21 protein-coding genes are annotated in these 21,825 nt (G+C 59.9%); 6 read left to right on the forward strand and 15 right to left on the reverse strand.

Annotated features, from left to right (window positions below; genetic code table 11):
- Nucleotides 1–15 precede the first annotated feature (15 nt).
- On the reverse strand, nt 16–741 hold the full coding sequence (pgeF, locus tag K5R88_RS16585) for a peptidoglycan editing factor PgeF (protein ID WP_223434753.1): 726 nt from the start codon (nt 739–741) through the stop codon (nt 16–18).
- Nucleotides 738–1,700: a 23S rRNA pseudouridine(1911/1915/1917) synthase RluD gene (rluD, locus tag K5R88_RS16590; protein ID WP_008028788.1), complete on the reverse strand. Its 963-nt coding sequence runs from the start codon at nt 1,698–1,700 to the stop codon at nt 738–740. The genes pgeF and rluD overlap by 4 nt, the downstream gene beginning before the upstream one ends.
- Before the next feature lie 151 nt (nt 1,701–1,851).
- Between rluD and K5R88_RS16595 the strand changes: the two genes are divergently transcribed.
- The 4 genes from K5R88_RS16595 (at nt 1,852) to K5R88_RS16610 (ending at nt 6,156) form a co-directional block, all read left to right on the forward strand.
- A complete protein-coding gene (locus tag K5R88_RS16595) occupies nt 1,852–2,874 on the forward strand; it encodes an outer membrane protein assembly factor BamD (RefSeq protein WP_008028792.1) in 1,023 nt (340 codons plus the stop codon).
- A gap of 135 nt (nt 2,875–3,009) precedes the next feature.
- The gene (locus K5R88_RS16600) at nt 3,010–3,243 is read left to right on the forward strand and encodes a PP0621 family protein (RefSeq protein WP_008028794.1); all 234 of its coding nucleotides are present in this window, start codon (nt 3,010–3,012) and stop codon (nt 3,241–3,243) included.
- On the forward strand, nt 3,233–4,822 hold the full coding sequence (locus tag K5R88_RS16605; protein WP_226298063.1) for a sensor histidine kinase: 1,590 nt from the start codon (nt 3,233–3,235) through the stop codon (nt 4,820–4,822). The genes K5R88_RS16600 and K5R88_RS16605 overlap by 11 nt, the downstream gene beginning before the upstream one ends.
- A 2-nt stretch (nt 4,823–4,824) precedes the next feature.
- Nucleotides 4,825–6,156 (forward strand): sigma-54-dependent transcriptional regulator, encoded by a 1,332-nt coding sequence (locus tag K5R88_RS16610; protein ID WP_207285527.1) that lies wholly within the window; start codon nt 4,825–4,827, stop codon nt 6,154–6,156.
- 129 nt (nt 6,157–6,285) lie between these two features.
- On the opposite strand, the gene thiO is transcribed toward K5R88_RS16610, so the two are convergent.
- Genes thiO through K5R88_RS16645 form a run of 7 tightly spaced genes read right to left on the reverse strand, consistent with a single transcriptional unit; the run spans nt 6,286 to nt 13,075 of the window.
- Nucleotides 6,286–7,386, reverse strand: a complete 1,101-nt coding sequence (gene thiO, locus K5R88_RS16615) for a glycine oxidase ThiO (protein ID WP_226298064.1) — start codon at nt 7,384–7,386, stop codon at nt 6,286–6,288.
- A gap of 55 nt (nt 7,387–7,441) precedes the next feature.
- The gene (locus K5R88_RS16620; protein ID WP_008028801.1) at nt 7,442–7,840 is read right to left on the reverse strand and encodes a type IV pilin protein; all 399 of its coding nucleotides are present in this window, start codon (nt 7,838–7,840) and stop codon (nt 7,442–7,444) included.
- Nucleotides 7,841–7,854: 14 nt separating this feature from the next.
- A complete protein-coding gene (locus tag K5R88_RS16625; RefSeq protein WP_226298065.1) occupies nt 7,855–10,968 on the reverse strand; it encodes a pilus assembly protein in 3,114 nt (1,037 codons plus the stop codon).
- The gene (locus K5R88_RS16630; protein ID WP_192227999.1) at nt 10,955–11,434 is read right to left on the reverse strand and encodes a pilus assembly PilX family protein; all 480 of its coding nucleotides are present in this window, start codon (nt 11,432–11,434) and stop codon (nt 10,955–10,957) included. Before K5R88_RS16630 ends, K5R88_RS16625 begins: the two co-directional genes overlap by 14 nt.
- Nucleotides 11,435–11,445: 11 nt before the next feature.
- Nucleotides 11,446–12,159, reverse strand: coding sequence for a PilW family protein (locus K5R88_RS16635; RefSeq protein WP_226298066.1), 714 nt, complete (start codon nt 12,157–12,159; stop codon nt 11,446–11,448).
- Nucleotides 12,156–12,605 carry a type IV pilus modification protein PilV gene (pilV, locus tag K5R88_RS16640; RefSeq protein ID WP_008037891.1) on the reverse strand — a complete coding sequence of 150 codons (450 nt, stop codon included), beginning with the start codon at nt 12,603–12,605 and terminating at the stop codon, nt 12,156–12,158. The genes K5R88_RS16635 and pilV overlap by 4 nt, the downstream gene beginning before the upstream one ends.
- Nucleotides 12,602–13,075, reverse strand: coding sequence for a GspH/FimT family pseudopilin (locus tag K5R88_RS16645; protein ID WP_008028811.1), 474 nt, complete (start codon nt 13,073–13,075; stop codon nt 12,602–12,604). Before K5R88_RS16645 ends, pilV begins: the two co-directional genes overlap by 4 nt.
- Nucleotides 13,076–13,204: 129 nt before the next feature.
- Here K5R88_RS16645 and K5R88_RS16650 point away from each other — a divergent pair, with 129 nt between their 5' ends.
- Nucleotides 13,205–13,747: a GspH/FimT family pseudopilin gene (locus K5R88_RS16650; protein ID WP_226298067.1), complete on the forward strand. Its 543-nt coding sequence runs from the start codon at nt 13,205–13,207 to the stop codon at nt 13,745–13,747.
- Here K5R88_RS16650 and ispH read toward each other — a convergent pair.
- The 6 genes from ispH to murJ all read right to left on the reverse strand — a co-directional run bounded on the left by ispH (nt 13,724) and on the right by murJ (nt 21,203).
- Nucleotides 13,724–14,671 (reverse strand): 4-hydroxy-3-methylbut-2-enyl diphosphate reductase, encoded by a 948-nt coding sequence (gene ispH / locus K5R88_RS16655; protein ID WP_008028815.1) that lies wholly within the window; start codon nt 14,669–14,671, stop codon nt 13,724–13,726. The two genes, K5R88_RS16650 and ispH, sit on opposite strands and share 24 nt — an antisense overlap.
- A 131-nt stretch (nt 14,672–14,802) precedes the next feature.
- Entirely contained in the window at nt 14,803–15,240 is a 438-nt protein-coding gene (fkpB, locus tag K5R88_RS16660) for an FKBP-type peptidyl-prolyl cis-trans isomerase (protein WP_177318165.1), read from the reverse strand.
- 7 nt (nt 15,241–15,247) lie between these two features.
- On the reverse strand, nt 15,248–15,760 hold the full coding sequence (gene lspA, locus K5R88_RS16665; RefSeq protein ID WP_008028819.1) for a signal peptidase II: 513 nt from the start codon (nt 15,758–15,760) through the stop codon (nt 15,248–15,250).
- Nucleotides 15,753–18,584, reverse strand: coding sequence for an isoleucine--tRNA ligase (gene ileS / locus K5R88_RS16670; RefSeq protein WP_192230186.1), 2,832 nt, complete (start codon nt 18,582–18,584; stop codon nt 15,753–15,755). Before ileS ends, lspA begins: the two co-directional genes overlap by 8 nt.
- Nucleotides 18,585–19,535 (reverse strand): bifunctional riboflavin kinase/FAD synthetase, encoded by a 951-nt coding sequence (gene ribF / locus K5R88_RS16675; protein ID WP_008028822.1) that lies wholly within the window; start codon nt 19,533–19,535, stop codon nt 18,585–18,587.
- A gap of 129 nt (nt 19,536–19,664) precedes the next feature.
- A complete protein-coding gene (gene murJ, locus K5R88_RS16680; protein WP_008037902.1) occupies nt 19,665–21,203 on the reverse strand; it encodes a murein biosynthesis integral membrane protein MurJ in 1,539 nt (512 codons plus the stop codon).
- A gap of 252 nt (nt 21,204–21,455) precedes the next feature.
- On the opposite strand from murJ, the gene rpsT reads away from it, so the two are divergent.
- Complete coding sequence (gene rpsT, locus K5R88_RS16685; RefSeq protein ID WP_226298068.1) at nt 21,456–21,731, forward strand: 30S ribosomal protein S20; 276 nt, start codon at nt 21,456–21,458, stop codon at nt 21,729–21,731.
- The last annotated feature ends 94 nt before the right edge of the window (nt 21,732–21,825 follow it).

The raw sequence follows: 21,825 nt of genomic DNA on the forward strand, positions 1-21,825 counted from the left end.
GCAGATCAGTCGAGTCTAGCTTTCGAGCCAGACCAGGGAGGCAAACCGACCAGTGCGAGGGCTGCGGCGGTAAGAAAAGAAGCGGGGATCGGTCACGGTGCAGAAACCGCCACCATAAACAGCAGTGACACCACGAGCCGCCAGACGCAAACGCGCCAGCTCATAGATGTCAGCCATGAATTTGCCAGCGTTTTGGCTGGGCACGAAGGCTTTCGCGGATTCGGGCAATTGCTCGACGAAGGTAGCCCGCACTTCCGGGCCGACTTCAAAGGCTTGCGGGCCAATGGCCGGACCGAGCCAGACCAGCACGTCTTCCGAGGGCACGGCCAGCGCATCGAGCGTCGCTTCGAGCACACCCGCCGCCAACCCGCGCCAACCGGCGTGGGCCGCAGCGACGCGAGTGCCGGCACGGTCGCAAAACAACGCGGGCAGGCAATCAGCCGTCATCGCCGCGCAGGCAATGCCGGGCGTTGCCGTCCAGCTGGCGTCGGCGGTGGCCACAAGGCCTGGGTCCGCATGAGCCACGGCGATGCCGTGAACCTGCTTCAACCAGGCCGGCTGCATGGAGAAATGATCGGTGAGGCGACGGCGGTTTTCGGCAACAGCTTCGGGGCTGTCGTCGACGTGATCGCCGAGGTTGAGGCTGTCGAACGGCGCCAGACTGACGCCGCCCGCACGGGTGGTGACGCAGGCTTTCACCCCGGCAGGCGCAGGCCAGTCGGGAATCAGCCAGTCACTCATCCGATGAACGCCTCGCGGTCTTGCTTGAGCAGCGTCAGCAACCAGACGAAATCGTCCGGCAGTGGCGATTCCCAGCTCATGCGTTTACCGGTAGTCGGGTGATCCAGCTCCAGGAACCGCGCATGCAGCGCCTGACGCGGGAACGTCTTCAAGGAATCGACCATGGTCTGGCTGGCGGCTGGCGGGATACGGAAACGACCGCCGTAGGCAGGATCTCCGACCAACGGGTAGTTGATGTGCGCCATGTGCACGCGAATCTGGTGCGTACGACCGGTTTCCAGCTTCACCCGCACGTGAGTGTGGGAGCGGAAACGCTCAAGCACACGGTAATGGCTGACGGCTTGCTTGCCACCTTCCATCACGGCCATGCGCTGGCGTTGCTGGCCGTGACGACCGATCGGCGCGTTGATCTTGCCGCCCGCCGTCACCACGCCGATCACGATGCACTCGTAGATCCGGCTGACGCTGCGGCTCTGCAACTGTGTCACCAGCTGCGTCTGCGCTTGAATGGTCTTGGCCACCACCATCAGACCGGTGGTGTCCTTGTCCAGACGATGCACGATACCGGCGCGGGGCACATTGATGATGTCCGGCACGTGGTGCAGCAAGGCGTTGAGCAAGGTGCCATCAGCGTGACCGGCAGCCGGGTGCACCACCAGGCCCGCAGGCTTGTTGATCACCAGGATGTCGTCGTCTTCATAGACGATGTCCAGCTCGATGTCTTGAGCGATCCATTCGCCCTGAGCTTCCTGCTCGGCAGTCAGTTCAAGAATGGCGCCACCGTGAACGATGTCTCGCGGGCGGATAACCGCCCCATCCACAGTCAGGCGGCCGTCTTTGATCCAGGCGGAAAGGCGCGAGCGCGAGTGCTCAGCGAATAATTGTGCGGCGACTTGATCGAGGCGTTGGCCGCCCAATTCGGACGGCACCTCTGCGCGAAGTTCAATTTTATCGGACATGCTCAGACTAGGCGTCGGCACAGCCTTTGGTTTCGGCTGCGCGCTTGTGGTTAAATACGGCGTCTTTTGCCCCGAGGCTATTCAACGGGGCGCTCATCATAACAGGACGGCCTCGCCCAAGACAGCGGCCGTCATAGGGACGCAAGCCGCCATGCAAGTGAAACACCTGCTGCTGATCGCCATCCTCGCATTGACCGCTGCTTGCTCATCGAAGGAAGTCGTAGACGAAAACCTTAGCGAAGTCGAGCTGTACCAGCAGGCTCAGCAAGATCTGGACAACAATAGCTACACCGCCGCCACAGCCAAGCTGAAGGCGCTGGAGTCGCGTTATCCGTTCGGTCGCTACGCCGATCAGGCTCAACTCGAGCTCATCTACGCCAACTACAAGAACACCGAGCCTGAGGCTGCGAAGTCTGCCGCCGAGCGTTTCATTCGTTTGCACCCTCAGCATCCGAACGTGGACTACGCCTATTACCTCAAGGGCCTGACCTCTTTCGACCAGGACGTCGGCCTGCTGTCGCGTTTCCTGCCGCTGGACATGACCAAGCGTGACCCGGGTGCTGCCCGCGACTCCTACAACGAGTTCGCCCAACTGACCAGCCGCTTCCCGAACAGCCGCTACTCGCCGGACGCCAAGCAGCGCATGATTTACCTGCGCAACCTGCTGGCGGCCTACGAAATTCACGTCGCCGACTACTACCTGACCCGTCAGGCCTACGTCGCTGCCGCGAACCGTGGTCGTTACGTGGTGGAAAACTTCCAGGAAACCCCATCGGTCGGCGACGGCCTGGCGGTGATGACTGAAGCCTACCAGCGTCTGCACCTGGACGACCTGGCAGCCACCAGCCTCGAAACCCTGAAGCTCAACTACCCGAACCACCCAACGCTGGTAGACGGTCAGTTCGTGCCATCGGTCGACGAAGCCGACAACCGTTCGTGGTTGAGCAAGGCGACTCTGGGCCTGATCGAATCCCGTCCACCGCTGCCGCCGGGCGAAACCCGCGCCAACCAGGACGTGCAGAGACAATTCCGGGACGCCAAAGAAGCGATTCCGAACGATCTCAAGCCTAAAGATGAAAATGGCGACGTGATCGAAGAAGAAAATCACGAAGCGGAAGGCAACAACAGCGACCGCTCGTGGTTCAGCTACATGACCTTCGGCGTGTTCGACTGATACGACCGGTGGTGCAAAAAGGAGCCTTTCGAGGCTCCTTTTTTTATGGCGGATTTTTATTGCAGCACTAACAGGCTGTGCGCCCGTCATGTCCTTGGCTAAACTGCTTAATCACTCGTCATAAAGCAGCTCATCATGCTTCGTTTACTGTTCTGGATCGCCCTGATTGCCGCTGCGGTATGGTTCTGGCGCAAGTTCAAGGGCCAGGCTTCTGCGCCCAAGTCCCCCGCCGAACTGGAAGCCGCGCCCATGGTCCGCTGCGCCCATTGCGGCGTACACCTGCCCCGCGACCGCGCGCTGAGCCTTCAACAACAGTGGTATTGCAGCCAGGCTCACCTCGAGCAAGGCCCGGGCTCCAGTGATCGCTGAGACGTCCAGTCCCGGCAGCAAACAGGCTCAGCGACTGCTGCGCCTTTATCACCTCTACCGCCTAAGCGTCGGCATCACCTTGGTGCTGCTGATCTCCAGCAACCTGGACAACCAGTTGCTGACGTTCGCCAATGACAGCCTGTTGCGCAGTGGCAGCTGGCTGTACCTGGTGCTGAACATCTTGCTGGTGGTCTTCTTCGAGAACACTCGCCGCCCGGCGCAATTGTTCGGCCTGGCGCTGATTGATGTCCTGCTGCTGTGTGGCTTGTTCTACGCCGCCGGCGGTGTCGCCAGCGCCATCGGCAACTTGCTGATCGTCTCGGTGGCCATCAGCAACACCTTGTTGCGAAGCCGCATCGGCCTGCTGATCGCCGCCGTGGGCGCGCTCGGCATCGTCGGGCTGAGCTTTCTCCTGAGTTTCAGCCATCCCGCCAGCCCCAACGATTACCTGCAAGCCGGCACCCTCGGTGTGTTGTGCTTTGCCGCGGCGTTGCTGGTGCAAGGCTTGATCCAGCGCCTGGAAGTCAGCGAAACCCTCGCCGAACAACGGGCCAGCGAAGTGGTGGGCCTCGAAGCCCTCAATGCATTGATCCTGCAACGCATGCGCACCGGCATCCTGGTGCTCGACGGCCAACTGCGGGTGCAATTGGCCAACCACAGCGCGCTGATCTTACTGGGCCGAGACAAACTCGAAGGCCAACGGATCGACGACTGCTCGCCCATTCTGGTCGAACGCCTGCAACTGTGGCAGAACAATCCGACGCTGCGCCCCCAGAGCCTGAAAATCGCCAACAGCGGCCTGGAACTGCAACCGAGCTTCATTGCCCTGGCCCAAAGCCCACACCACCAAACCCTGGTCTTCCTTGAAGATCTCGCACAAATCGCCCAACAGGCCCAACAACTGAAGCTCGCCGCTTTGGGTCGCCTGACGGCCGGTATCGCCCACGAAATTCGCAATCCTTTGGGCGCCATTAGTCATGCCGCTCAGCTATTGCAGGAATCGGAGGAACTGAACGGCGCGGATCGACGTCTGACCCAGATTATTCAAGACCACTCTCAGCGAATGAATCGGGTTATCGAAAACGTCCTGCAACTGTCCCGCCGCCAGCAAACCGTACCGCAACGACTCGATCTGAAGCCGTGGCTGGAGCAGTTCGTGGCCGACAGTCGCGAAAGTGCGCTCGATCGTCAGCAGATTCACCTGCGCATCGGTTCAGGCGACTTCAAAACCCTGATGGACCCGAACCAGCTCACCCAGATTCTCGACAATTTGTTGCGCAACGCCTGGCGTCATAGCGCTCAGGTCCACGATCAGGCGCAGGTCTGGCTCGATTTGTTTGTCGACCCCGACAGCCAGTTGCCGATCATCGAGGTTCGGGACGATGGCCCCGGCGTGGCACCGGACCAGCAGGTGCATTTGTTCGAACCGTTCTATACCACCAGCGCCCAAGGCACAGGCCTGGGGCTGTATCTGTCCCGTGAGCTGTGCGAAAGCAATCAGGCCCGCCTAGACTTCAAGCCACGCCATGATGGCGGCTGCTTTCGCATCACCTTTGCTCACGGACGGAAACAAAGTTGAACATGTGTCCACGGCAAAAAGTCCTGATCGTCGACGACGAGCCGGATATCCGCGAACTCCTGGAAATCACCCTGGGACGGATGAAACTCGACACCTTCAGCGCCCGTAACCTCGGCGAAGCCCTGGCGCTGTTGAAGCGTGAGACGTTCGACCTGTGCCTGACCGACATGCGCCTGCCGGACGGCACCGGTCTTGAACTGGTGCAACATATCCAGCAACGCGCCCCAAACCTGCCGGTGGCCATGATTACCGCCTACGGCAGCCTCGAAACGGCGATCAACGCCCTCAAGGCCGGCGCCTTCGACTTCCTGACCAAACCGGTGGACCTCACGCGGCTGCGCGAACTGGTCACCAGCGCCCTGCGTATGCCGGCACCGGGCGCAGCCATCGACCGACGGTTGCTGGGCGATTCGCTGCCCATGCGCAGCCTGCGTAAACAAATCGACAAACTGGCCCGCAGTCAGGCGCCGATCTACATCAGCGGCGAGTCCGGCAGCGGCAAGGAACTGGTCGCCCGACTGATCCACGAACAAGGACCGCGCGCCAACCAGCCGTTTGTCCCGGTCAATTGCGGCGCGATACCGTCGGAACTGATGGAAAGCGAGTTTTTCGGCCATCGCAAAGGCAGCTTCAGCGGCGCTATCGAAGACAAACCCGGACTGTTCCAGGCCGCCCAGGGAGGCACGCTGTTCCTCGACGAAGTGGCCGACTTGCCACTGTCGATGCAGGTCAAACTGCTGCGGGCGATTCAGGAAAAAGCCGTTCGCAGCGTTGGCGGCCAACAGGAAACCGTGGTCGATGTGCGGATCCTCTGCGCCACCCACAAAGACCTCGACGCCGAAGTCGCCGCTGAACGCTTTCGCCAGGATTTGTATTACCGGCTGAATGTGATCGAACTGCGGGTTCCGCCTTTGCGCGAGCGCCGCGACGACATCGAGTCATTGGCCGGTCATGTGCTCAAGCGTCTGGCGGCAGCCAGCGGCCAACCCGCCCCGAAGCTCCACCCACAAGCGCTTGAAGCGCTGAAAAGCTATCGCTTTCCGGGCAATGTGCGGGAACTGGAGAACATGCTCGAACGCGCCCACACCCTGTGCGACAACAAGCAGATCGAAGCCAGCGACCTGCGACTGGCCGAAGGCAATTGCAGCGCCGACAGCGGTGTGCCGGACCTGACGCAGATCGACAATCTGGAAGACTATCTGGAAAACGTCGAACGCAAACTCATCCTCCAGGCCCTTGAGGAAACCCGCTGGAACCGCACGGCGGCGGCTCAGCGATTGAATTTGTCGTTTCGGTCGATGCGTTACAGGTTGAAGAAATTCGGGCTGGATTGAGGGCCCCTTCGCGGGCAAGCCTCGCTCCTACAGGATTTGAGTCGATCGAAAATATTGTGATCGCCACAAATCCTGTAGGAGCGAGGCTTGCCCGCGAAAGCGTTCTGGAAGACGACGAATGTTTCGCGTCTAGATCCGCCCGGCCGGCGCATACGGCGCCGGATCAATGATCGGCGCCCTGCCCAACATCACATCCGCAAACAACTGGCACGACGCCGGCGCCAGCACCAACCCGTTACGGTAATGCCCGCAGTTGAGCCACAACCCCTCGAAGCCCGGCACCCGGCCGATGTAGGGAATGCCCTCCGGTGAGCCCGGTCGCAACCCCGCCCAATGCCCGACCACCTCGGCATCCGCCAGCGCTGGAATCAATTCCACTGCAGACGCTTTCAGGCTCTCAAGCGCAGAGCCGGTCGGCGTCTTGTCGAAGCCTTCATGTTCCAGCGTGCTGCCAATCAGAATGTGTCCATCCCGGCGAGGAATCGCATAACGCCCCTTGGCCAGCACCATGCTCGGCAGGAAGTCCGCCGCGCACTTGTAAAGAATCATCTGCCCTTTCACGGGTTCAACCGGCAACGCAAGGCCCAGGCTTTTGAGCAAATCACCGCTCCAGGCACCCGCCGTCAACACCACCTGATCACCGTGGATCGCGCCCGCCGAAGTCTGCACGCCGACGACTTTTTCGCCTTCGCGAACGAACCCGCTGACTTCGCACTGCTCATGAATCGTCACGTTCGGCATCGCCAGCAAGGCAGCCTTGAGGGATTTCACCAGCCGCGGATTGCGCACATTGGCCACGTCGGCCATGTAGATCGCGCGGGTGAAACCGCCACCCAGGACCGGCACCGCATCGTGCGCCGCCGAGATATCCACAGCCCGCAATGGACGGTTTTCCCGCTCAGCCCAGGCCAGCGCCTCGGCTTCATCGTCCAGGTCCAGCCAGTACAGGCCGGTGGTGTGCACTTCTGGATCAACCCCGGTCGCGGCAAACAGACGCTCGCCCAGCTGTGGATAAAAGTCCTGAGACCAATGGGCCAGCGCGGTAACTGCCGGGCTGTAGCGCCATGGGTAGAGTGGCGAAACGATACCGCCACCGGCCCAGGACGATTCCTGACCGACATTCGAACGGTCCAGCAGCACAACGCTCTGTACTTGCGACGCGAGATTGAACGCTGTCAGCAGGCCAATTACACCGCCGCCGACTATCACCACTTGCTGTTGCATGGTCATGTTCCGATCCAACCGTTAAAGAGACAGGAGGCGCAAAAGGCGCCCGAAAAAAAACTCAGCGACCCCAGCAATCTTTGGTGGTCAGTCCGGCCGTCGCATTGACCATGCTTCTGACACCGGTGTTGGTGATGGTGAAATCGCCACACTTGTCAGTCGCCATGCTGCCGGCCTTGCGTGTAGCGGTCAGCAGGAAGGTCTGGTCGGTCAGGGTCGGGGTGATGGTGTAATAGTCATTGCCGGCGCTCAGGCCGGTGGCACCGGTGTAGACATTACCCTTCGAGTAAAACCGTTCAAGAACCTGCGCCTGCTCGGAAAGCAGCCCGGCCACTTCAGCCCGGCGGCCCTTTTTCACGTATTCGGTGAGGCTCGGGTAGCCAATGGTGATGACGATCCCGATGATCGCAATCACGATCATGATTTCGATCAGGGTAAAACCTCGGTTGGATCTGCGCATGCCTCAACTCTCACTTACTGTATTTGTCGCCACATGATGCGACGGCTGCCACCGCCGCCCTTTTCGGTCAGCTTGGTCACCGTTGAACCTGTATCGGTTACGATCTTGCCGGTGCCGCCGTTGGTAACGGCGCTCAAGAATGGCATCCCGCTAGTGAAAATCACCCCGCTGGATATCGCATCGTTGCTGTCGACTAGCCCATCGCCAGTGGTGTCGAGCACCGCGTAGTTGAGCATCTTACCGCTGAACGCATCCAGTTCGACCAGTTTGCCGGTGCCAAAACTGGCACAAGGATCTGTGGTATCCACAATGGCCGTGGTAAATACGATTCGCCCCAGCACCAGCGCCGCCTGGCTGATCACCCGCTCACCGGTCAATACGCTGTTGTAGACCAGTGGTAAATACCAGCCCTTCTCCGCCGGATAGGTCACTTCGTTCTGGCTGGTGGTGATGAACTGCCCCGTACTTCCCGAGAACACACCGGTCACCGATTGGGCCTGCAAACTGGACGTAGTGATCTGTCCAGAGCCGCCGTCAGCATCCCACACCGCATAGAACGCCTGCAGATCCTTGTTGGTCTTGTCGACCGTTTCATTGAATTTGCCGGTACCGAAAAACACCACTTTGCCGCCCAGTGAATTGTCCGCCAGCAACGGCTGCGCGGTGATTGGCTGGGTGGCGCCGCCCGCCGTCGTGAACAACGGTTTGCCGGAAAACGCCACGCCCCAGGTGTCCGTGGTGGCGCCGCTCAGATCAAACTTCCATAAACGCCCTTTCAGATCCCCGCCATAGGCGGCCTGCACCACATTCTGCGAGTTGACCTTGAGTTTCACCGACGACAAACCGTTGGTGGTTTCCGTGCTGTCGATGACGATTTTCTTGATCAGCGACCCATCGCGGATATCCACCACGTACAACGCCGCCACACCCGAATTGCTGCCGTAGCCGTTGGAGATGAATGCTGCCCATCGACCATCCGCCAAGCGTGCCACTTCCGGACGGGCGTAGGCATAACCCAGATCATTGAAAACGTTCGCCGTGTTTGCTGTGGCAGGTGCACTGATTTCCCACAACGCCTTGGTCACGTTGCCGGCCGAGGCGTCAAACAGCTGCAAGGCGTAGAACGTCTTGCCGCCCGCGCCTGTTCCGCCGAGCGCCAGGGTTTTCCAGGCACTGTTGAGTTGAGCATCAAAAACGCCGACCTGACCGTCGACCAGAAACTTGTGGCTGACGCCGTTGATGTAGGCGGTATCGGCGATATAGCGCAACGATGGCAAAACACTGGAGGGCATGTAGGCATAACGTCTGGCGCCGTTACCCGAGTTGATGACGCTGACAAAACCATCGTTGGCATTGACCACAAGGCTGGTGTTCATGTTGCTGGATTTGGTGGCCAGATAGGTGCTGTAGCTGGTGTCACTGACCAGATCGGATGCGGTTTTTTCCGTTGGCGAGGCCAGCACCAAAGGCGAGTTGATGATGTCGCCGAGCAACACGCTGCGTACTTTCAACCCGGTCTTGTTGGTGCCCTTGCTCCACTCCACAAGGTCGCTGCCCGTGATGCCGGTGGGCAGGCCCTGATTCAGCACCGTCTGCTGTGCCGGGGCGAAATTGGCGAAGGCCAGCGTGACGGGGGCATTGCTCACGTTGTTCCACGACTGGTAAATCGGCGCTGTGGCGCCGGGCACGATGGCCGTGTCAGTCGTCCAGAGCACCGTGGAGGTATTGACCGAGCCGGTGGCGGTGAACCCGTAAGACTTGATGGTGCCGCGCCAATCCTTGGGGTCGTAGCTGGTCTGGTAGTAAGCGGAACCGACCCCGACGATTGCGCTGCTGGTGGTGCCGCTCCCGCCGGAACCGGCTTTCGACGTGATGTCGCCCAGCGCTGATGACAACGCGGTATTCAGGCCGGCACTGTCCGTCGCCTGGTAGTACTTGCCCTGCCCGTAACCGGCGGCGTCCGACAACATCTGGTTCGCGGCGGTGAAGCCCACGGTGTAGGTGTTCATGTTCTGTTTGGGGAAATCTGCGGCGTTCCAGTTTTTGCCACCGGCGTCGGTACCGGTAGTGCGCATATCGATGTCGAAGGCGAATTTGGCGATGTCGTCCAGGTACAACGTGTCCCCCTCGCCATCACCGGAGAGGTTGTCGCCATCGTTCGCGCTGTTACCGTCCCAGTTCGGCAAGCGGGCGCCACCGAGCGGATCGTTGGTCGGGAAGGTCCTGTCGAACGTAGGCAGGCCATCGGTGATCACCACGCCATAGTTTTTCTGGCAGCGATACTGGATCGGGCTGGTGTAAGTGGTTGGCGTCGAGTTGTAGTACGGCGCCATGCCGCGCATGTACCGCGTGATCTCGTAATAGGTTTCCGCCAACGGGGTACTGGCGATTGCACTCAAACTATTGATCGAAGAGATCAACGCGTTGTAGTTGGTGTCCGCCTGGGCCTGGGAAACGCTACCACTGACGGGAGACAGATCACTGACCGCGCGAGCGATAAAACCGCCGGGGCCGGAGTTGCCACTGACAGAAGGGTTGAATGTCGCCAGGCCTATTCTCAATGAACGGTTGCTGGCGACCAGATTGGTGGACACATCCTGCGCAACGCTGATGCGGTAATCATTGGGGATCGCGCCGGTACCGGTGGTGAAATCCCTGTTCGAACCGTTGGCCAGTGTGACCAGATAGGACAGATAGTTAGCCGTATAACGCGTGTTTTCGTTGCCCACCGGGTCGGGCAGCTTCAGGCATATCGATGACAGTCCCAGGAAACCCCGATAAAAACCGTACCAGTTGCCATTGTTGGAGCAACCGCCGCGATTGAGGCTCGACAAGGCGATGTTGGTATCGTCCATGTCCAGATTCTGACCGGTCAGACACGAGTTGTTCGAACTGCAATTGGCAATTTGCGGGCGACTGACCGTCGGATCGAAACCCGGCGCCCAGATGATGTTGTTCATGCTCCCCGAATCATCGATCAGCAGCATCACGTTGGGCGCAACCGCCGCAGCGCTCAACAGGGGCGAGTCCGAGGGCGTGAACGCGTACGCAGGCGCTGACAGGTACAACCCCAATGCAATGCCACTCAGAAACCGCCAGATCCCTGAGCATCTATTAGTATTTGGCATAGATGCTCTCCACCACACTGCGCACGTTGTTGCCCACGATGGCCACTGCCGTGACCCGATAAAGCGTCGCAGAGGTGTTGCTCGGCACATTCACGGCATTCAACGTGGTGCCGATGTTCTGTACCCCATAGAAGCCGTTGGCGGCCGCGATCCAGGTGACCCCCGAGGAGGAGTTGAGACCGGCAGCCGTGAGGGTCGATGACTCGGCGGGCGGCAAACATTGATTGCCGCTGCAAACCGGCAATGTATAGGTATCGAGCTGAACCGCACTTTCGCCGATGCGCAACGCGGCTTCGGCGATCTGGAACGACTGATTGCGCAGGGTGACGCTGCTGGCCATCTTTTCCTGCAGGGTTGCGTTCTGCATCGATGAAATGCCAATCAGCGTCAGCAACAGAAGGAATACCAGGCTGACCAGCAGCGCCATGCCGCGCTGGGCGTGAGAGGTAGCGGGAGAAAAACTCATCGGCCCTCCCCTCATGGCAAGCGGTTGCGCAAGGCGGCAACCACGTTGAAAGTTTGATCGTGGACCCGGCTGTTCGGATCTTTCAGTATCAGCGTCAGGCGCACACTACGGATTCGTGCAGGGTCGGACGGGTTGGTGCTGTAACTGGAAGCGGCCGTATCGGTGGCTGACGCTGCGAGACCGAAGCTCACGTCAAAGGCTTTGACGTTGTCGACGAGCACTGCCTGAGCCGGCGTGCCGATGCCACTGCCCATCGTCAGTTGGCCGTTCTTGAGGCTGTAGATCAGTCGTCGAATCGGAAACGCCAATTGTCCTGTGGCGGGAGCCTGCACGTTGGAGTAAGCCGTCGCGGTGTTTCGGCAATCCGAAACCACCGTCCAGGTCGGCGTACCGCCACCCGCTCCGACATCGGCGGTCACCAGGGTCAGCTTGAGGTTGGCATTGTCCCAACTGATCGGCGCTATCTGGCTGGCAGTAAAACTCGCCCCGGCGCTTGCATCAGTAATAGCCCCCAGACAACCAAACATCCCCACCATGCGGATTTCCTGAATCATTTTGCTCAGCACGAAACGCGCGTCTTCCTGCATGTTCGCCGCCGCGTTCTGGCTGACATACGTGTTCTTGGCCGCTATGAAAATCTGCGCCACACCGAGCACCACGACCAGGCTCAACGCCAACGCGATCAACATTTCGATCAGGCCGAAACCTCTGTTGAGCCGGATCATGGTGTCGCCACCGGATCAACGGCGGCGCGACTGGTCAGCACAAAGCTGCGACGGGAATTGGCGGCATTGGCCGCCCGCGAGTCGTCCCAGGTTATGGTGATGGTGTACACCCGCTGATTGAGGGTGACGCTGCCCGTAGCGGTGGCGCCGAGCATACTGACGATATTGGTGGTGAAGTCGTAGAGGTCCTGATCCCGGGCAACGTTGAGGTTGCCCGACGTCGGCGGCGTGACCGTGTAATCGGCGCCGGCGTTGGCGCGGATGCGGTCCATCATGTCGTAGGCGATAAAACTCGCCTGGCTGGTCATCCGCGAACTGTCGGTGTACTTCAGCGCATTGAGCTGGAACGCCGCCGCCCCCAACAGCCCCACGCTCAAAATCAACAACGCCACGAGAACCTCGATCAGCGTCATGCCCTCCTGTGCACGCTTGCTCCATCCCCTCATCCGCAACTTCCACCCAATAGAATTCGTCCGTTCAAACACACATTCAGCGTCCTGCTTTGCGCCCCCAGTACGTAGCTGATCACCACCGCCGTGGACGGTGCCGACAGACCGCCCAGATTGTTGAAATCGATGGCGGTCACGCCTGAGGTTAGCGTCAGAGTCGCGCCGCTGCTCATCGCGGGAACAACCCGCAATACATTGGCCACAGTGCCAGTACTGTCATAAACCGCCAATTCCCCGGTCCAGACGCTGCCACCCGCCGTCGGCCGCACCCGGGTGGTGATGCCGCGGTCGATGGCTTCAAGCCGGGCGAAATTCAAGGCGCGCTGCAGGTCGCCGATCTCGGTGTCGGCCCTGGTGCCTTGCACCGAACGGGTAAACGCCGGCACTGCCAGGGTGATCAGAATCAAAAAGACCGCAAGCGCGACCAGCAACTCGATCAGCGTGAAACCTTTTGTACGATGATCCATCAATGCCCTCCGTTGCCGTCGGCTATACCTGCTGTTACACGCTAGAACAATCGACCCACAGGTGTCGGTTGTTTTGCCATTACTGCGCAAGGATTGCGCGGGCCACCGCACTCCAGGGAGGGAGATGTCATGCGTCAGCAGGGTTTCAGTCTGATTGAACTGCTCATGGGACTGACGATTGTCGGGATTGTTCTGCATCTGGTCAGTCCGGCGTTTGCAGCGCTCACGGAATCGAACCATCAGGAGGAGGCAGCGAAGTCGCTTGTCAGTGGCATGCGCAGTGCCAGAGGCGAGGCGATCACGCGAAACCAGGCTGTCGTCATACACGGGATAAACGACGATTGGGGCCAAGGCTGGCGGATGATTCTGGATTTAAATGGCAAGGGACATGAGGACAGCAACAATCCGCTGCTGGTCGAGCGCCGAAGCGACACTCGGGTGCCGGTTATCGGCAATCACTATGTCAGGACTTCAGTACGATTCAGCCATCTCGGCGAACCGCAGCACGGAGGCTTTCAAGCGGGGACATTGCATGTTTGCGCAAAACACGAGCCAGTGAGTCAGCACCAAGTGGTGCTGGCCCCGAGCGGTCGCGTCAGCCTGCGCAGCATCAAGGCTGTGCAGGCGTTGTGCGAGAAAGGAAAAAAATCAAAGCAGCGAACGAACGCGTAACTCTTTCGGCATGGAGAACGTGATGTTCTCCTCGCGACCCGCCAGTTCATCGGCACCGGTAGCACCCCAGGCCTGCAACTGCTGGATCACGCCACGCACCAGTACTTCCGGTGCAGAGGCACCTGCGGTAATGCCGATGCGCTCGACACCGTCGAACCAGCTCTTTTGCAGGTCTTCAGCGCCGTCGATCAGGTAGGCCGGAGTGGCCATGCGTTCGGCCAGCTCACGCAGGCGATTGGAGTTGGAGCTGTTCGGGCTGCCGACAACCAGCACCACGTCGCATTCGTCGGCCAGCGTCTTGACGGCGTCCTGACGGTTTTGCGTGGCGTAGCAGATGTCGTCCTTGCGCGGACCACCAATTGCCGGGAAGCGTGTACGCAGGGCGTCGATGACGCGGCTGGTATCGTCCATGGACAGGGTGGTCTGGGTCACGAACGCCAGTTTTTCGGGGTTGTTCACCTGCAACGCGGCGACGTCTTTCTCGTCCTCGACCAGGTAAATCGCGCCGCCATTGCTGCCATCGTACTGGCCCATGGTGCCTTCGACTTCCGGGTGACCGGCGTGGCCGATGAGGATGCATTCACGGCCGTCGCGGCTGTAGCGTGCGACCTCGATGTGCACTTTGGTCACCAGCGGGCAGGTGGCGTCGAACACCTTCAGGCCACGGCCGGCGGCTTCGGTACGCACCGCCTGGGAAACGCCATGGGCACTGAAGATCACGATGACGTCGTCCGGCACCTGATCCAGCTCTTCAACGAAGATCGCGCCGCGAGCGCGCAAGTCTTCGACGACGAATTTGTTGTGGACCACTTCGTGGCGCACATAGATCGGCGGCCCGAAAACTTCCAGGGCGCGGTTGACGATTTCGATCGCCCGGTCCACACCGGCGCAGAAGCCACGGGGGTTGGCGAGTTTGATTTGCATGCTGTGCCTCGTGTCTTGCGCGCAGGAAAATTAGATCTTTGTAGGAGCTGGCTTGCCGGCGATGAGGCCCTTGGCGTTGCAGCGAGCCTGATGGCCCCATCGCTGGCAAGCCAGCTCCTACAGAACAGCGTTTACAGCGATTTGACGTTGATGATTTCCACGTCAAAGGTCAATGTCTTGCCGGCCAACGGATGGTTGAAGTCGATGGTCACTTGCTCGTCATCGAACTCTTTCACCACGCCAGGCAGCTCAGTATTCGCCGCATCGTTGAAGATCACCAGCAAACCCGGCGAAAGGTCCATGTCCTTGAACTGCGAACGCGGGATGATCTGTACGTTTTGCGGGTTCGGCTGACCAAAAGCGTTTTCCGGCTGAATCGTCAGCGTACGCTTGTCGCCGGCCTTGAAGCCGAACAGCGCCGCTTCGAAACCCGGCAACAGGTTACCGTCGCCGACCTGGAAGGTCGCCGGGGCTTTGTCGAAGGTGCTGTCGACGGTGTCGCCGTTCTCCAGGCGCAGTGCAAAATGCAAAGTGACTTCCGTGTTCTGGCGGATGCGTTGCTCAGCCAATACCTGTTCAGTCATGAACTGCTTCTCCCGTCTTCTTTGATTTGAACATGTCCAGCGCCAGCATCACCGCACCCACAGTAATTGCACTGTCGGCGAAGTTGAACGCCGGGAAGTACCAGCGGTTCTGCCAATGCACCAGGATGAAATCGATCACATGGCCCAGGGCTATGCGGTCGTACAGATTGCCCAGCGCACCACCCAGGACCAGCGCCAATGCGATGGCCAGCCAGGTTTCGTTGCGCCCCAGACGCTTGAGCCACACCACCAGCACCGCACTGACCACGACCGCGATCAGGGCGAACAACCAGCGCTGCCAGCCCGAGCTGTCGGCCAGGAAACTGAACGCCGCGCCTGTGTTGTAGGCCAGGGTCCAGCTGAAGTAATCGGGGATCACCACGATCTGCTGGTACATCTCAAGCTTGCCTTCGAAGTAGAACTTGCTGGCCTGGTCGATGACCAGGACCAGCAAACTCAACCAGAGCCAGCCCAGCCGTCCAAAACGGCCAATGGCGTTAGGCATAGTGACGAACCTCGCCAGTGCCGCTGATGTTATCGACGCAACGACCGCAGATTTCCGGATGTTCCGGGTTCACGCCGACGTCTTCACGGCAGTGCCAGCAACGGGCGCACTTGGCGAAGGCCGACTTGACGATTTTCAGCTTCAGGCCGCTGACTTCGGTGACCACTGCATCGGCCGGAGCCTGTACGAACGGCGCAACGCTGGCGGTCGAGGTGATCAGTACGAAGCGCAGTTCGTTGCTCAGCTTGGCCAGGTCGGCGCTCAGGGCGTCTTCGGCGAACAGCGTCACTTCGGCCTGCAGGTTGCCACCGACGGCTTTGGCCGCGCGCTGGATTTCCATTTCTTTGTTCACAGCGACCTTCACCGCCATGATCCGCTCCCAGTAGGCGCGGCCCAGTTCGACGTTTTCCGGCAGCTCGGTCAGGCCTTCGTACCAGGTGTTGAGCATCACCGATTCGTTGCGCTCGCCCGGCAGGTATTCCCACAGTTCGTCGGCGGTGAACGCGAGGATCGGCGCGATCCAGCGCACCAGCGCTTCGGAGATGTGGTACAGCGCGGTTTGCGCCGAACGGCGGGCCTTGCTGTTGGCGCCAGTGGTGTACTGACGGTCCTTGATGATATCGAGGTAGAAACCGCCCAGCTCCTGCACGCAGAAGTTGTGGATCTTGGAGTAGACGTTCCAGAAACGGTATTCGCCGTAGTGCTCTTGCAGTTCGCGTTGCAGCAGCAAGGTGCGATCCACGGCCCAACGATCCAGCGCGAGCATTTCTTCGGCCGGCAGGATGTCGGTGGCCGGGTTGAAACCGGTCAGGTTGGAGAGCAGGAAGCGCGCGGTGTTACGGATCCGCCGGTAGGCGTCCGCACTGCGTTGCAGGATCTGCTCGGAAACCGCCATTTCACCCGAGTAGTCGGTGGAAGCGACCCACAGACGCATGATGTCGGCACCCAGGGTATCGTTGACCTTTTGCGGCGCGATCACGTTGCCCAGCGACTTGGACATCTTGCGGCCGGACTCGTCGACGGTGAAGCCGTGGGTCAGCAGCTCGCGGTATGGCGCGTGGTCGTCGATGGCGCAACCGGTCAGCAGCGACGAATGGAACCAGCCACGGTGTTGGTCCGAGCCTTCCAGGTACAGGTCGGCGCGTGGACCGGTTTCGTGGCCCATCGGGTGCGAACCGCGCAGGACGTGCCAGTGCGTGGTGCCCGAATCGAACCAGACGTCCAGGGTGTCGCTGATCTTGTCGTACTGCGGCGCTTCGTCACCGAGCAGCTCGGCAGCGTCCATCTTGAACCAGGCTTCGATGCCTTCGACTTCAACGCGCTTGGCGACTTCTTCCATCAACTCGGCGGTACGTGGGTGCAGCTCGCCGCTTTCCTTGTTCAGGAAGAACGGGATCGGCACGCCCCAGTTGCGCTGACGGGAGATGCACCAGTCCGGACGGTTGGCGATCATCGAGTGCAGGCGCGCCTGGCCCCAGGCCGGAACGAACTGAGTCTCTTCGATGGCTTTAAGAGCGCGCTTGCGCAGGGTGTCGCCGCTGACAGGCTCTTTGTCCATGCCGATGAACCACTGCGCGGTGGCGCGGTAGATCAGCGGGGTCTTGTGACGCCAGCAGTGCATGTAGCTGTGTTCGATGATGGTGGTGTGCAGCAGCGAACCGACTTCGGTCAGTTTGTCGACGATGGCCGGGTTGGCTTTCCAGATGAACTGGCCGCCAAAGAACTCCAGCGAAGTCGCGTATACGCCGTTGCTTTGTACCGGGTTGAGGATGTCGTCGTTGACCATGCCGTATTTCTTGCAGGTCACGAAGTCGTCCACGCCGTAGGCCGGAGCGGAGTGAACCACGCCAGTGCCAGCGCCCAGTTCAACGTAGTCGGCCAGGTAAACCGGCGACAGACGGTCGTAGAACGGGTGACGGAAGTTGATCAGTTCCAGTTCTTTACCGGTGGTGGTCGCGATGACCGAACCTTCCAGGCTGTAACGGACCAGGCAGGATTCAACCAGCTCTTCCGCCAGCACCAGCAACTTGTCGCCGACATCGACCAGGGCGTAGTTGAATTCCGGGTGAACGTTCAGCGCCTGGTTGGCCGGGATGGTCCACGGGGTGGTGGTCCAGATCACGATCGAAGCAGGCTTGCCCAGCGACGGCAGACCGAAAGCGGCAGCCAGCTTGGCTTCATCGGCAATCGGGAACGCTACGTCGATGGTCGAGGACTTTTTGTTCTCGTACTCGACTTCCGCTTCAGCCAGGGCCGAACCGCAGTCGAAGCACCAGTTCACAGGCTTCAGGCCCTTGAACACGAAACCGCCCTTGACGATTTCGGCGAGTGCGCGGATTTCACCGGCCTCGTTTTTGAAGTCCATGGTCTTGTACGGGTTGGCGAAGTCGCCCAACACGCCCAGACGGATGAATTCGGATTTCTGGCCTTCGATCTGCTCGGTGGCGTAGGCACGGCACAGTTCGCGGGTCTTGTCCGCGCCCAGGTTCTTGCCGTGGGTCACTTCGACTTTGTGCTCGATCGGCAGACCGTGGCAGTCCCAGCCCGGAACATAAGGCGCGTCGAAACCCGACAGGGTTTTCGAGCGGATGATCATGTCCTTGAGGATCTTGTTCAGCGCATGACCGATGTGAATCGTGCCGTTGGCGTACGGAGGACCGTCGTGCAGAACGAACTTCGGACGATCCTTGCCAATCTCGCGCAACTTTCCGTACAGGCCAATACTGTCCCAGCGCTGCAGAATCTGCGGTTCGCGCTGTGGCAGGCCGGCCTTCATTGGGAAGGCGGTGTCCGGAAGGTTTAGCGTGGCTTTATAGTCGGTCATTTATGGCTCTTCATTAGCGATTGGCGCTAGGTGCGACAGGGCACGGGCGGCGGCGACATCCGCATTGATCGCCGTCTTAAGCGCCTCCAGAGAGGCGAAACGCTGCTCTTCACGCAGCTTGTGGTGGAAAACCACCGTCAAACGCCGGTCATACAGATCGCCGGCAAAATCTAAAAGATGTACTTCGAGGTGGGCTTTGCCATCCCCTTGGACCGTAGGGCGCACGCCGATATTGGCGACGCCTGGACAGGTCTTGCCGTCGATGTCGACGTTGACCAGGTAAACCCCGGTGAGCGGCACGCGACGGCGCTTGAGTTGAATGTTGGCGGTTGGCGTACCCAACTGGCGCGCCAGTTTCTGGCCATGCAGGACTCGCCCGGTAATCTGGAACGGCCGACCGAGCAGGCGCTCTGCCAAGGCAAAATCGGCAGCGGCCAGGGCATTTCGCACCTGGGTGCTGCTGACGCGAATGCCGTCCAGCTCAACGGTTTGCGCCGCTTCGACGGTGAAGCCCTGCATGACGCCGGCCTGTTGCAGGAAATCGAAATCCCCTACCCGGTCACAGCCGAAGCGGAAGTCGTCACCGACCTCAAGATGCTGCACGCCGAGACCGTCCACCAGAATGGTATCAACGAATTCGCTGGCGCTGAGCTTGCTCAGGCGCTGGTTGAAGGCCAGGCACAGGACCCGGTCGACGCCTTCGTCAGCCAGCAGCTGCAGTTTGTCGCGCAGACGCGCCAAGCGGGCCGGCGCTGTCTCCGGGGCGAAAAACTCCCGTGGCTGCGGCTCGAAAATCACCACGCAGCTGGGCACGCCCAACTCGAGCGCTCGCTCACGCAGCCTCGCCAGGATAGCCTGGTGGCCACGGTGAACACCGTCAAAGTTGCCAATAGTGGCGACACAGCCCCGATGCTGGGGGCGCAGGTTGTGGAGGCCTCGAACCAGCTGCATAACGCGCTTCTTGCTCATAAAGTGGTCGATTATAACCACACCCGGCGGCCGACGACAGGCAACACCGTAACCCAAAGTGATCGAACCGACAAAACCGCCGGCTCGCCCGTGTTTATCGAGGCAAAAGCCTCAGTTCAGCGCCTTGCGATTGAAGTCGCGCAAACGGAAGCCCATCAACAGCAACATGCCGAAATACGAGACCACGCCAGCCCCTACCAGAGCGCCCAGACGCAGGAATCGCTCAAGCATGTGGCCCTGATCCCAGGCCGGCATGAAATGCATCCCGGCCAGCAACACCGCGGACATCACCGTGACCGCTACCACCAGCTTGGCACCGAACTTCGCCCAACCCGGCTGCGGCTGATACATCTGCTGTTTGCGCAGCTGATAGAACAACAACCCGGCGTTAAGGCAGGCACCAGCGCTGATCGCCAGAGCCAGACCGGCATGGGCCAGCGGCCCGATCAGCACCAGGTTGAACAACTGGGTAACCACCAGGGTGAAAATTGCGATTTTCACCGGTGTGCGAATGTTTTGTTGCGCATAAAAGCCCGGCGCCAGCACTTTGATCACGATAATCCCAAGCAACCCGACCGAATACGCAATGAGCGCCCGCTGAGTCATAGACGCATCGAAGGCGTTGAACTGGCCGTATTGAAACAGTGAGACCGTCAGCGGCTCAGCCAGGATCCCCAACGCCAGCGAGCACGGCAGCACCAGCACAAAGCACAGGCGCAGCCCCCAATCGAGAATCCGCGAATACTCTGCGCGATCCTTGCTGGCGTAGGTCTTGGCCAGGGTCGGCAGCAGGATCGTGCCCAACGCCACGCCCAGCACGCCGGACGGCAATTCCATCAGGCGGTCGGCGTAATACATCCACGACACCGAACCGGCGACCAGGAACGAGGCAAAAATGGTGTTGATGATCAGCGAAATCTGGCTCACCGAAACGCCGAGAATCGCCGGCAGCATCTGTTTCATGACCCGCCACACGCCACTGTCACGCAGGTTCAGGCGTGGCAGCACCAGCATGCCGATCTTTTTCAGGTGCGGCAGCTGATAGAGCAACTGCGCCAGACCACCCGCCAGCACCGCCCAACCCAGCGCCATGACCGGCGGATCGAAATACGGTGTCAGGAACACCGCAAAGATGATCATGCTGACGTTGAGCAAGGTCGGCACGAAGGCCGGCACCGAGAAGCGGTTATAGGTGTTGAGGATCGCCCCGGCCAATGAAGACAGGGAGATCAGCAATATATAAGGGAATGTCACTCGCAACAGACTGGAGGTCAGCTCGAATTTTTCCGGGGTATCGGTGAAACCGGGCGCGGTCACCCAGATGACCCACGGTGCAGCGAGCATGCCCAACGCAGTGACCACTGCCAACGCCAGGGTCAGCAGTCCGGAGACGTAGGCAATAAAGGTTCGTGTCGCCTCTTCGCCCTGCTGGCTTTTATATTCAGCGAGAATCGGCACAAACGCCTGGGAAAACGCCCCTTCGGCGAAGATCCGGCGCAGCAGATTGGGCAGTTTGAAGGCGATAAAGAAGGCGTCGGTGGCCATTCCCGCACCAAAAATACGCGCAATGAGGGTGTCACGGACGAACCCCAGAATCCGGGAAAGCATCGTGATAGAGCTGACGGCGGCCAACGATTTGAGCAGATTCATTGAAAGAGTTTGTGCCTGTCGATAAACAGCAGGCGAACAAAGCGCCCACTTATGCGATACTCCGCGCCGCAGCAGCACAGAGCCAAAGCTCGCGAGTTTACAGGTCAAGCGCCGGAAATAAATATCCCGCCTCTTTATACCTACCACTTAGCGGAACGTCTCAACCGCCCTTGACAAGACATCAACTCATCGGCATGATTCGCGGCCTATTTTGTTTGCTATTTCCTAAAAAGTCTTTCGAGGAGCTCGACGGTGGCCAACACACCTTCCGCCAAAAAACGTGCAAAACAGGCTGAGAAGCGTCGCAGCCACAACGCCAGCCTGCGTTCCATGGTTCGTACCTACATCAAGAATGTAGTTAAAGCCATCGACGCAAAAGACGCTGAAAAAGCTCAAGCTGCTTACGTTCTGGCCGTGCCAGTTATCGACCGTATGGCCGATAAAGGCATCATCCACAAGAACAAGGCTGCTCGCCATAAGAGCCGCCTGAATGGCCACGTCAAGACTCTGAACCTTGCTGCTGCCTAAGTAACACGCTTGTTAAAAAACCGACCTCAGGGTCGGTTTTTTATTGCCTGCGATTTGACCTCGTCACTCAACCCAACCCCACACCGGGAGCACA

It is taken from the genome of Pseudomonas sp. MM213, from assembly GCF_020423045.1.
Lineage (GTDB): Bacteria > Pseudomonadota > Gammaproteobacteria > Pseudomonadales > Pseudomonadaceae > Aquipseudomonas > Aquipseudomonas migulae.

What these genes read in the sequence shown, in the direction of transcription:
- ribF (WP_008028822.1), bottom strand. Translation starts at nt 19,535, where the DNA reads ATGCAGCTGGTTCGAGGCCTCCACAACCTGCGCCCCCAGCATCGGGGC.
- pilV (WP_008037891.1), bottom strand. Translation starts at nt 12,605, where the DNA reads ATGAGGGGATGGAGCAAGCGTGCACAGGAGGGCATGACGCTGATCGAG.
- K5R88_RS16620 (WP_008028801.1), bottom strand. Translation starts at nt 7,840, where the DNA reads ATGCGCAGATCCAACCGAGGTTTTACCCTGATCGAAATCATGATCGTG.
- lspA (WP_008028819.1), bottom strand. Translation starts at nt 15,760, where the DNA reads ATGCCTAACGCCATTGGCCGTTTTGGACGGCTGGGCTGGCTCTGGTTG.
- K5R88_RS16635 (WP_226298066.1), bottom strand. Translation starts at nt 12,159, where the DNA reads ATGATCCGGCTCAACAGAGGTTTCGGCCTGATCGAAATGTTGATCGCG.
- rluD (WP_008028788.1), bottom strand. Translation starts at nt 1,700, where the DNA reads ATGTCCGATAAAATTGAACTTCGCGCAGAGGTGCCGTCCGAATTGGGC.
- K5R88_RS16630 (WP_192227999.1), bottom strand. Translation starts at nt 11,434, where the DNA reads ATGAGTTTTTCTCCCGCTACCTCTCACGCCCAGCGCGGCATGGCGCTG.
- thiO (WP_226298064.1), bottom strand. Translation starts at nt 7,386, where the DNA reads ATGACCATGCAACAGCAAGTGGTGATAGTCGGCGGCGGTGTAATTGGC.
- pgeF (WP_223434753.1), bottom strand. Translation starts at nt 741, where the DNA reads ATGAGTGACTGGCTGATTCCCGACTGGCCTGCGCCTGCCGGGGTGAAA.
- K5R88_RS16600 (WP_008028794.1), top strand. Translation starts at nt 3,010, where the DNA reads ATGCTTCGTTTACTGTTCTGGATCGCCCTGATTGCCGCTGCGGTATGG.
- murJ (WP_008037902.1), bottom strand. Translation starts at nt 21,203, where the DNA reads ATGAATCTGCTCAAATCGTTGGCCGCCGTCAGCTCTATCACGATGCTT.
- ileS (WP_192230186.1), bottom strand. Translation starts at nt 18,584, where the DNA reads ATGACCGACTATAAAGCCACGCTAAACCTTCCGGACACCGCCTTCCCA.
- K5R88_RS16625 (WP_226298065.1), bottom strand. Translation starts at nt 10,968, where the DNA reads ATGCCAAATACTAATAGATGCTCAGGGATCTGGCGGTTTCTGAGTGGC.
- K5R88_RS16595 (WP_008028792.1), top strand. Translation starts at nt 1,852, where the DNA reads ATGCAAGTGAAACACCTGCTGCTGATCGCCATCCTCGCATTGACCGCT.
- ispH (WP_008028815.1), bottom strand. Translation starts at nt 14,671, where the DNA reads ATGCAAATCAAACTCGCCAACCCCCGTGGCTTCTGCGCCGGTGTGGAC.
- K5R88_RS16650 (WP_226298067.1), top strand. Translation starts at nt 13,205, where the DNA reads ATGCGTCAGCAGGGTTTCAGTCTGATTGAACTGCTCATGGGACTGACG.
- K5R88_RS16645 (WP_008028811.1), bottom strand. Translation starts at nt 13,075, where the DNA reads ATGGATCATCGTACAAAAGGTTTCACGCTGATCGAGTTGCTGGTCGCG.
- K5R88_RS16610 (WP_207285527.1), top strand. Translation starts at nt 4,825, where the DNA reads ATGTGTCCACGGCAAAAAGTCCTGATCGTCGACGACGAGCCGGATATC.